The organism is Vibrio sp. 1078-1, assembly GCF_033340475.1.
Genome location: NZ_JAWOWM010000772.1, coordinates 1 through 543 on the forward strand (window position 1 = coordinate 1; position 543 = coordinate 543).

1 protein-coding gene is annotated in these 543 nt (G+C 44.9%); it reads right to left on the reverse strand.

Annotated elements, in window-relative coordinates; genetic code table 11:
- The coding region (locus R7190_RS29985; RefSeq protein WP_318138221.1) for a sensor histidine kinase at window positions 1-543 on the reverse strand (543 nt) is incomplete at both ends.

Genomic DNA, 543 nt, shown 5'->3' on the forward strand with positions numbered 1-543 from the left:
GATTTCTTGATTAGTCAGAGTCACTTCGATCCGAGCATCTTCACCCGCGTATTTGATAGCGTTGCCAACTAGATTATTCAGACAACGCACCACGAGAGTATCTTCACAGTAAGCTCTCGGCTCGGTCACACGTGAAATAAATACAATGCTCTGTGATTCCCTCAAATCGATTTTGCAACGCTCAACTTGTGGGGCTAGTAGCACTTCAAGATCACTACGCTTGGTCTCTTTGTCGTAGCGAGCATTCTCAAGGCGACTAAATTCCAAAATGTCACTGATTAGATGATTCAGCTCTTTGGCTTCGTCTTCCAGCCGCGTCACTAATTCTTGTTCGCTTTCACCAACTCGTTTACGCAAAAGGTGCAAAACCAAGTTCTGTCTAGCAAGAGGCGTTCTTAGTTCATGGGACACATCGCGAATCAAAAGACGTTGCTTCTCCGCTAGCGAGTGAATCTCTTTCGTCATGTGGTCAAAATCTTGCGCGAGTTCATTAAATTCTCGCGTGTTGGACTTTAGCTCCTGCACAACACTGACATTAAAATC